Origin of the sequence: Gemmatimonas sp. (genome assembly GCF_036405635.1) — a bacterium.
In the GTDB taxonomy this organism is placed as follows: domain Bacteria; phylum Gemmatimonadota; class Gemmatimonadetes; order Gemmatimonadales; family Gemmatimonadaceae; genus Gemmatimonas.
The window spans coordinates 25,271-34,301 of sequence record NZ_DASWXE010000077.1 but is presented as its reverse complement, the minus strand read 5'-3'; the positions used below and the strand labels follow the sequence as shown (position 1 = coordinate 34,301).

The 9,031-nt window shown below is 65.0% G+C and carries 7 protein-coding genes, 1 tRNA gene and 1 pseudogene; 2 read left to right on the top strand and 7 right to left on the bottom strand.

Going from position 1 to position 9,031, the window contains the following annotated elements:
• Both VGE27_RS05970 and VGE27_RS05965 read right to left on the bottom strand, forming a co-directional pair.
• A pseudogene (locus VGE27_RS05970) lies at window positions 1–578 on the bottom strand (hypothetical protein); the annotation flags it as partial.
• Window positions 575–1,843, bottom strand: coding sequence for a sialidase family protein (locus VGE27_RS05965; protein WP_331048724.1), 1,269 nt, complete (start codon window positions 1,841–1,843; stop codon window positions 575–577). The gene VGE27_RS05965 and the pseudogene VGE27_RS05970, both read right to left, overlap by 4 nt.
• 85 nt (window positions 1,844–1,928) lie before the next feature.
• On the opposite strand from VGE27_RS05965, the gene VGE27_RS05960 reads away from it, so the two are divergent.
• Window positions 1,929–3,578: a M20/M25/M40 family metallo-hydrolase gene (locus tag VGE27_RS05960; RefSeq protein WP_331048723.1), complete on the top strand. Its 1,650-nt coding sequence runs from the start codon at window positions 1,929–1,931 to the stop codon at window positions 3,576–3,578.
• A gap of 70 nt (window positions 3,579–3,648) precedes the next feature.
• Here the strand turns inward: VGE27_RS05960 and pth are convergent, their stop codons facing one another.
• The 5 genes from pth to VGE27_RS05935 form a co-directional block, all read right to left on the bottom strand.
• Window positions 3,649–4,272 (bottom strand): aminoacyl-tRNA hydrolase, encoded by a 624-nt coding sequence (pth, locus tag VGE27_RS05955; RefSeq protein ID WP_331048722.1) that lies wholly within the window; start codon window positions 4,270–4,272, stop codon window positions 3,649–3,651.
• A 54-nt stretch (window positions 4,273–4,326) separates the two neighbouring features.
• Complete coding sequence (locus VGE27_RS05950) at window positions 4,327–4,953, bottom strand: 50S ribosomal protein L25/general stress protein Ctc (protein WP_331048721.1); 627 nt, start codon at window positions 4,951–4,953, stop codon at window positions 4,327–4,329.
• Between the two features lie 122 nt (window positions 4,954–5,075).
• The gene (locus VGE27_RS05945) at window positions 5,076–6,044 is read right to left on the bottom strand and encodes a ribose-phosphate pyrophosphokinase (protein WP_331048720.1); all 969 of its coding nucleotides are present in this window, start codon (window positions 6,042–6,044) and stop codon (window positions 5,076–5,078) included.
• Window positions 6,045–6,278: 234 nt separating this feature from the next.
• Window positions 6,279–6,349: transfer RNA gene (locus tag VGE27_RS05940), tRNA-Gln, on the bottom strand.
• A gap of 60 nt (window positions 6,350–6,409) precedes the next feature.
• The gene (locus VGE27_RS05935; RefSeq protein WP_331048719.1) at window positions 6,410–7,324 is read right to left on the bottom strand and encodes an ROK family protein; all 915 of its coding nucleotides are present in this window, start codon (window positions 7,322–7,324) and stop codon (window positions 6,410–6,412) included.
• Window positions 7,325–7,475: 151 nt separating this feature from the next.
• Between VGE27_RS05935 and VGE27_RS05930 the strand changes: the two genes are divergently transcribed.
• On the top strand, window positions 7,476–8,894 hold the full coding sequence (locus VGE27_RS05930) for a glycoside hydrolase family 10 protein (RefSeq protein WP_331048718.1): 1,419 nt from the start codon (window positions 7,476–7,478) through the stop codon (window positions 8,892–8,894).
• Window positions 8,895–9,031 lie beyond the last annotated feature (137 nt).

Here is a 9,031-nt window from a genome sequence, read left to right as displayed (position 1 = left end):
ATCGACTTGGTCAGCGCGGCGTTGGACGCCTCGGGTGCATAGGCGACCACACGTCCCTTCACCTGCTCCGGCGTCAGCGCCGCGGCCGTCTCGCCGAATGCGCCGGCGTAGATCACTTCCACGCCATCGAGATCGAGGCTGGTGTTGCCGCCGATGGCCCACTCAGTGCCAATGGCAAGCGATGCACCGCCGGCAATGAACGACGACATGCGATCGACACGACGCGTCTTGAGGGGGAGCGTCTGAAAGAACGTGCCGTTCTCACCGGCTGGCGTGAGCCCGAGCTTCTGCACCTCGCGCGCCAGATAGTCCGTCGCCTTCACGTGGCCTTCCGTGCCCACATCACGCCCCGACATCGAATCGTCGGCGAAGATGTAGAGACGCGTCATCAGGTCCTGCGATGTGATGGCGGCCGTCGTGGGCTTGGGATCGTGCTTGAGCGGCAGCGGCGAACTGTTCACGCCCGCCGATGGAGCCTGGGCCGCGCGCTGGGCCTGCAACGACGTGGCCGCGCCAAACAACGCGCAGCCAAGCGCGCAGACCGATGTCAGCCCGGCGTGGAAACGAAGACGAATCATGGCTTGGAAGTCGGAGAAAGAGGGACACGCGCCACATGCACACCCATCGGCGTCACGGTGTTGTAGGCCGCGATGAGCGCGTCACCATGCCGGGCGATGCGCGGAAATCCACTCTGGCGCGCGCCGCTCGTGCTGGCGATCACCTGAGGTACACCCAGCGCGCCGTCGAGTCCCACGCGCCGCACCAACACCTCCGAGCGCTCGGGGGTACGCTGTTCCAGCCACACCACGACGGGGCGGGTCTGGTCGTCGAGCAACACGTCCACGCGGCCAATCGGATTGCCGTCGTCGATGCGCACCGGTGCGGCAAACGTCGCACCGCCGTCCACCGAGCGCGCCACATACACCCGCGCCGTGTCATGCGCCGCGGTGAACCAGGCGATCACCACCGTATCTCCAGCCGCGGCCACCTGCGGGCCATTCACCGGGCAGCCCGGATAGTGCCAGTCATCGTTGTGCACCTTCTGCGGCTCGGTCCATCCACCCGCCGTCTGGCGCACCACCACGATGTCGCGAATCTCCTCGGCGCTGCGATCACGATAGGCGATCACGCGCCCGCTGCGTGTGCCCGCCGTACCGGTCTGGCAGCAGTCACAGGTGCGCGCGTCCACCAGCGTTTCCCGTTCGAGTGTGCCATCGGGCGCAATGGCCGCGGTGCGCACTGTCATCTCGCGCGCCGAGTCGGGCATCGCGCTCTTGCGGCCGTCCAGCCAGACCAGCCCGATGCGATCGCTCCCCTCGGCCCACATCGAAACAAAGCCATGTTCGGCGGCCAGTCCGTCGGTGTGCGGCGTGACCGGCGCACTCCAGGTGCGGCCCTGATCACTCGACCGCACGACACGCACGCCGTAGCTGTACTTGCCGTTGGCCTCGCGCTCGAGCCAATGCGCGGCGAGATCGCCGTTGCCCAGCGCCGTCATCACCGGGAAGTCGGCCCAGTTCACGAAGAACTGGCGCTGGCTCGCAATGGTGCGCGTGGAATCCCACGCCGCATCGCGCCATTCGGCCATCTGGATGCTCACCGAGGAGTCGGCGGCGCGCTGCGTCCAGGAGAGAAACAGCCGCTGATCGGCCGTTACTTCGAGGTACGGCGTGTTGCTGCCAGGCTGTGCAGGGCTCGAGAGCTCGGTGGGGGCGCCGAGGTCGAGTGAGGCCGAAGCCGGAGCGGAGTCACCGGCACCTGAGGTGCAGGCGGTGAGGGCCGACGCCGATGCGCAGGCGAGGGCGCCAAGCAGTAGGATTCGGAAACGATGTGTGTGGGCCATGTACAAACCTCCCCTCACGGTCGCCAGTTCTCAACCCGCCACCTGTCGTGGCGCCTCCGCCCCAATGGACCAGAAGCTCCCCTCCATGACTTCCCGCCTGTCCCTCGTCCCACGTCCCCTGCTGGGGGCGCTCGCCCTCGGCCTTGCCGTCAGCGCCTCGGGGCCGTCGCGTCTCAGCGCTCAGGCACCTGCCACGTCCCCTGCCAGCGACCCCACGCTCAAGCGCCTCTGGACGCTGGGCATGGACAGCTCGCACGTGGAACGTCTGGCTCAGGCACTGCTCGACTCCATCGGTCCGCGCCTTACCGGAACCGCACGCCAGAAGGCGGCCAACGACTGGCTGCTGTCCCTCTACAAGCAGTGGGGCGTGGAAGGGAAGAACGAGCAGATCGGCACCTGGCGCGGCTGGCGGCGCGGCCACTCGCACATCGACCTGCTCACGCCCCGCGTGCGCTCGCTCGAAGGCACCATGCTGGCCTGGAGCCCTGGCACCGGCAGCAAGGACCTCACCGCGGGCGTCGTGGTGTTGCCGCGGTTCGCCGACAGCACGGAGTTTGTGAAGTGGCTGCCGCAGGCCAAGGGCAAGTTCGTGCTGGTCTCGGCGCCACAGCCCACCTGCCGTCCCACAGACAACTGGCAGCAGCACGCCACGCCCGCTTCCAAGGCCCGCATGGATAGCCTGCGTGCCGCCGTGAACACCGAATGGGGTGGCATCAGCGTGCGCGGTACGGGCTACTCCAACGCACTCGGCACGGGCAGTCTCGGTGTGCGTCTTGAAGAAGGAGGCGTGGCCGGTGTGATCTCATCGCGCCCCAAGAACGCGTGGGGCACGATCGACGTGTTCGAGAGCTACAACACCAAGGCGCCCGCCATCGCGCTGTCATGCGAAGACTACGGTCTCGTGTTCCGTCTGGCCGAGAACAAGCAGTCGCCCACCGTGCGACTCAACCTCGATGCCGCGTTGCTGGGTGAGCAGCCGATCTTCAACACGATCGGCATGATCAAGGGTACGGAGAAGCCCAACGAGTACGTGGTGCTGTCCGCGCACTTCGATTCGTTCGACGGTGGCTCGGGCGCGACCGACAACGGCACCGGCTCGCTCACCATGCTGGAAGCTATGCGTCTGTTGGCGACGGTGTACCCGAAGCCCAAGCGCACCATTCTCATTGGCCACTGGACGGCCGAAGAGCATGGACTCGTCGGTTCACGGGCCTTCACCGAAGATCATCCGGAAGTGGTGCAGGGGCTCCAGGCCCTGTTCAATCAGGATGGTGGCACCGGTCGTGTGCAAAGTGTGAATGCCGGTGGTCTGGTAGATGCGGGTGCGCACCTGCGGCAGTGGATTGCCGCGATGCCGACCGAGGTGTCATCGGTGCTGACGCCGCGCATTCCAGGCGCGCCGAGCGGTGGAGGCAGTGACGATGCGAGCTTTGCGTGCCACGGTGCGCCGGCGTTTGGCCTCGGCGGCATCGGTTGGGACTACGGCAGCTACACCTGGCACACGAACCGCGACACGTACGACAAGGTCGTGTTCGACGACCTGCGCTGGAACGCGACCGTGACGGCGATGCTCGCGTATCTCGCGGCGAACGATGCCACGACGATCACACGCGAGCGGGCCACCGCGGAACAGATCCGTCCGCAGGGCAACGCGGCTGCGGCAGGTGGTGGTGGTGCCTTTGCATGGCCCACCTGTCAGAAAGCGCCACGCAAGACCAATCCGCGGCTGCGCTGAGTTGACGTTCGATTGATTGATAGCGGGACCGCGCGAACATATGGCGCGGTCCCGGGCGGCGCGAGGTGACTCAGCGCCCCATTGTGCTCACAGCCTTCTCGGTGCCTTCGGCGATCCACAGTTCGATCGCGTCGGTCATGCGCGGCGTGATGTCGTCCACCAGCGCGCGTTCATCACGCGGCATCGCGTGCAGTACAAAATCGGCGAGATCGCCGATCTGGCGACGCTCATCCACCGGACGGATGCCCACACGAAGACGGGGGTAGGTGGCCGACTTGAGATGCGCCTCGATGCTCTTGAGGCCATTGTGTCCGCCGGGACTGCCCGCCGCGCGCAGGCGATACTCGCCCACCGGCACGGCCACTTCGTCCACCAGTACCAAAAGGTCCTGCGCCGCGGTCCAGCCTTCACGCTTGAGGTAAGGGCGCAGCACCGAGCCGCTGAGGTTCATGTACGTCTGCGGCTTGACCAGCTTGACCTTCTTCGTGCCTACGAGACCGGTGGTGGAGATGGCATCGCCATCCTTGCGCCACGCCTCGAAATGCCAGCGATCCTTGAGATGGTCGATCAACCACCAGCCCACGTTGTGGCGGGTGTTCTCGTATTCGCGGCCGGGATTGCCAAGTCCAACGATGACTTTCATACGCAGGGGAAGACGCGCGGGGCGCGGAATGCGCCAGCGTGGGGTGACCATGCTGAACGGACTCCGCGCCCCGCGGGACTGAATCGAACGAGAACGTCGAGCGACTTACTTGTCGTCGGGCTTCGGCTTGCGGATGAGTTCCGGCTCGGCCGCACCTTCAGCCTTCTCTTCCTGCACCTTCGGCGGCTGCACCACGCACACCGTCGCGCCTGCATCGTCCAGCACCTTGATACCGGCGGGGAGCTTGAGGTCGGAGACGTGCAGCGACTTGCCGAGCTTCACACCCGAGATGTCCACGTCGATGTGGTTCGGGATGCTGGCCGGGTCGACCTGGATGTGCAGTTCGTGCATGATCTGGTCGAGGATACCGCCTTCGAGGCGGACACCTTCCGGCGTGCCCACGTACACGATCGGGCACTTCACCGACACCGTCTCACCAGCCACCAGCTCCTGGAAGTCGATGTGGAGGATGGTGCGCTTGAACGGGTGACGCTGGATTTCGCGAATGAGCGTGCGCGACGTCTTGCCATCGATGTTGAGCTCGATGACGGTGCTGCTGACGGCGATGCTCTTGATCAGGCGCTCGGTCTCACGCGCGTTGGTCGTGAGCGACTGCGGCTCACGGCCATGGCCGTAGATGACCGAAGGAATGCTGCCGGCCTGACGGATCTTGCGCGCGGCGCCCTTGCCGGTTTCGACGCGAGCGGTTGCGTCGAGCGTAACGTTTGCCATGTGACTGTCTCTCGGAAAAATGGTGCGGGAGTAACCGGATCTCGGTCGTCCCGTCCGTCGTGCACCTACACCTGCGAACTACGTCTGCACCTGCCACTGCGGTCCTGCGCCTACAAACGGATTTACTCGAACAACACACTCACGCTCTGGTCGGCGTGCGTGAAGCGGATGGCCTTCGCGAGCAGATCGCCCACGGACAGGATGCGCAGCGTGTCGAACCGGCGTTCCTGCGGCAGGTTGATCGAGTCGGTGACCACAACTTCCTTGATCGGCGCGTTGGACAGGCGTTCCACGGCCGGGCCGCTGAAGAGCGCATGCGTGGCGCACACGTAAATGTCGTTCGCGCCAAGGTTTTTGAGCGCGCGCGCCGCCTCGGACACCGTGCCTGCCGTGTCGATCATGTCATCGGGAATGAGACAATCGCGGCCTTCCACTTCACCGACGACGTTCATCACCTCGGCCACATTGGCCTTTGGGCGACGCTTGTCGATGATGGCGAACGTGGCGTCGAGGCGCTTCGCAAAACCGCGCGCCATCTTGGCCGAGCCGACGTCCGGGGCGACCACCACGAGGTCCTTGAGCCCCTTCTTGCGGAAGTAGTTCGTGAACACGGGCGACGCATACAGGTGATCGACCGGCACGTCGAAGAAGCCCTGCAGCTGATGTGCGTGGAAGTCGAGACCCAGCACACGGTCGGCGCCAGCCGTCTCGATCAGGTTGGCCATGAGCTTCGCGCCAATAGCCACACGTGGCTGATCCTTGCGATCCTGTCGAGCGTAGCCCGTATACGGCAACACCGCAGTGACACGAGCGGCCGAAGCCCGACGCGCGGCGTCGACCAGCAACAGCAGCTCGAGCATGTTCTCGCCCGGCGGATTGGTGGGCTGCACCACGAACACGTCCGCACCGCGGATGTTTTCGTCGATGCGCACAAACACTTCACCGTCGGCGAAACGCGTGCAGGTCACCTTGCACAGCTCCGCGCCAAGCGAGCGCGCAATCTCTTCGGCCAGCGGCTGGTTGGCCGTGCCGGAGAGGATCTTGAAACCACGGGGCGAGGACGCAGCAGTAACGTCCGTGGCGGCGCTCATGAGAATCTCACGCGAGAAAAGGTTCTGAAGCAGAGCACCAAAAACGGGGCGGAGTATCGCCGGTACCTCTGCAGGCGCGGCGGCTCCGTCCCAATTGTTGGCAGCATTTCAAGATAATCGGGCTCCGCCCGGTTTCCAACCAGACGAGCCCGACCATGGAAACGTCACGTAAACCGTTGCAGGGGAATGTCTTACGCTAAACCCGCCACCCAAACCCCACAACCGCTGTTTTAGTAGGCCCACTTGGAATCGAACCAAGATCTCCGGCTCCAAAGGCCGGGGTAATAGCCGTTATACGATAGGCCAGCAGTGCACACGCCCGACCTGTTGCCACTGGCGTGTGAATGCGAATGGGAATCCTAGCATCATGCGCCCGTGGCAGGCCAGAGCCACGCCGCACCTCGCACACCACTGGAGTCTCCATGCTGGTGGCGCACCACCTGGGTGGTGAGCCGATCCGTGAACACCCATTGTGGCAATTCGCGCCTGATATCGTCCACCACGCCAGCGACGTTCGAGAGCCCACCCCCCAGCACGATCACGTCTGGATCCAGCAGGTTGATCACGGTGGCCAGGCTGCGCGTGGCACGGGAGATCCATCGTGCATGCGTCGCCATCGCCCGCGCATCTCTGCGCGCCGCAGCCTGCATGACGGCGGTCGCGTCGATCGCCTCGCCCGTGATGCGCGCGTGGTCTGCAGCCACGCCGGGGCCCGACACCCAGCTTTCGATGCACCCCTGCCGCCCGCAGTAACACGCTGGGCCGGGCACTTCTTCAGCGGACGCCCAGGGCAACCCGTTGTGCCCCCACTCGCCGCCAATGAGGTTGCGCCCCGCATGCACGCGGCCGCCGTGCACGATGCCGCCACCCACACCGGTGCCAAGAATCACGCCGAACACCATATCGGCACCGGCCGCGGCGCCATCGGTGGCCTCGGAGAGCGCAAAACAGTTGGCATCGTTCTGCGTGCGCACCTCTCGATCGAGTCGTGCTTCGAGATCTCGGCCGAGCGGCTCACCGATGAGCCAGGTGGAGTTGGCGTTTTTGACGAGTCCGGTGTCGGGGACGATCACGCCGGGAATGCCCATTCCGACTGTGCCGCGTGCACCAATCTGCGCCTCCAATTGGTGGACAAGTGCAGTGATCGCGGCGACTGTTGCGTCGTAGCTGCGCGGCGTCGGTACACGCAATCGTGCCAACTCTGCGCCGTCCGCGTTCAGCGCGATTCCTTCGATCTTTGTCCCGCCCAGGTCGATGCCAATTCGTACGTCTGTCTGCATGCCGCGACATTGTCTTGCTGCGCCCGCCGGAGCAAGTGTGCGGTATCGTCTGGCCTCCCTCGCTTTGGCATTCGCGCTGGCCACGATTGCTGCGTGCGGGGGGGCGCCGGCCGAACCCGCGCCGCCCGTGGTGCCTCCACCCGAGCCCCCGGTGACCACTTTCACCGTGCCAGCGATCACGCGCGAGTTCCGCGGTATGTGGATCGCCACGGTCGCCAATATCGACTGGCCCTCGCGCACGGGGCTCTCGATTCCGCAGCAGCAGGCCGAGATGGTCGCGCTGCTCGATGTCGCGCAGCAGGCGGGGCTGAATGCGGTGATCCTGCATGTGCGTGCGGCGGGTGACGCGCTCTACCCGTCCACCTATGAACCCTGGATGCGGTCGTTCAGTGGGACGCAGGGAGGTGATCCGGGATGGGATCCCCTGCAGTACGCCATCGAACAGAGCCACGCCCGTGGTATCGAACTGCATGCGTGGTTCAATCCGTTCCGTGCCGGCAATGTCAGTGACACGGCGCGTCTGGCAGAAACGCACTTTGGCCGCCGCCGCCCGGATGTCCTGCGGCGGTACTGCTCGCAGCTCTGGTTCGATCCGGGTGAAGCCGCGACGCACGATCAGGCGATCGCCGTGGTCAGTGATGTGGTGCGCCGCTACGCCCTCGATGGTGTGCACATCGACGACTACTTCTATCCATATCCCGAGGCCGGCTGCACCACGGACTTCCCCGACAGTGCGGCGTTTGCCGTGTATCAGCGTCAAGGTGGCACGATGACGCGTGGTGACTGGCGGCGCGACAATGTGAATCGATTTGTGGAGCGCCTGTACACCACCGTGCGTGGGCTTTCGCGCACTGCTCGCGTGGGGATCAGCCCGTTCGGCATCTGGCGTCCAGGCAACCCGGCCGGCATCACCGGTCTCGACGCGTATGCCTCGATCTATGCTGACTCGCGCCTGTGGATGCAGCGCGGATGGGCCGACTACTTCGCACCGCAGCTCTACTGGTCGAGCACGTCGGTGGGCCAGAATTTCGGTTCGTTGCTCACCTGGTGGACGCAGCAGAACACCATGCGTCGCCACTTGTGGCCAGGCCTCGCGTCGTATCGCATCGCCGACGGCAGCACTGCCCCCTTCGCGGCCGGCGAGATCTCCACCCAGATCGGTATCACCCGATCGCAAGCGGGCAGTGGTGGGGGCCCAACTGGTTCGATCTTCTACAACGCGAGCAGCGTGAAGAACGATCGTGGTGGTTTTGTGTCGTCACTCAAGACGGGACTGTATGCCGACGGGGCCCTTCCTCCCGCCACAACCTGGCTCGAGTCACCGGTCCCCGTTGCACCCACCATCGCGGCCGTGCGCGGCGCGACCAACGTGCAACTCACCATCACCTCCGGCGGCGGCGAACCATTCTGGTGGCTGGTGCGCTGGCGCACCAGCGGCGTCTGGCGTCAACGACTGTTGCCGCAGGCCACGCGCACATTGGATATCCCACAAGCGGGCATCGAAGGCATCGTAGTCAACACCATCAACCGTACCGGTGTGGCGAGTTCGGATGTGATCTGGCGTCCGTAACCGATCATGCCCGCAGTTCCCTGCGGAATCGTAGGCAGGTGCCTGCTCAGTCCTATCACCTACGGCCTACCGCTTAAAACCAACACCCCCAGAACCCATCAACCGGTTGTGGGAAACTGCAGTTCTAGGCTTCGAGT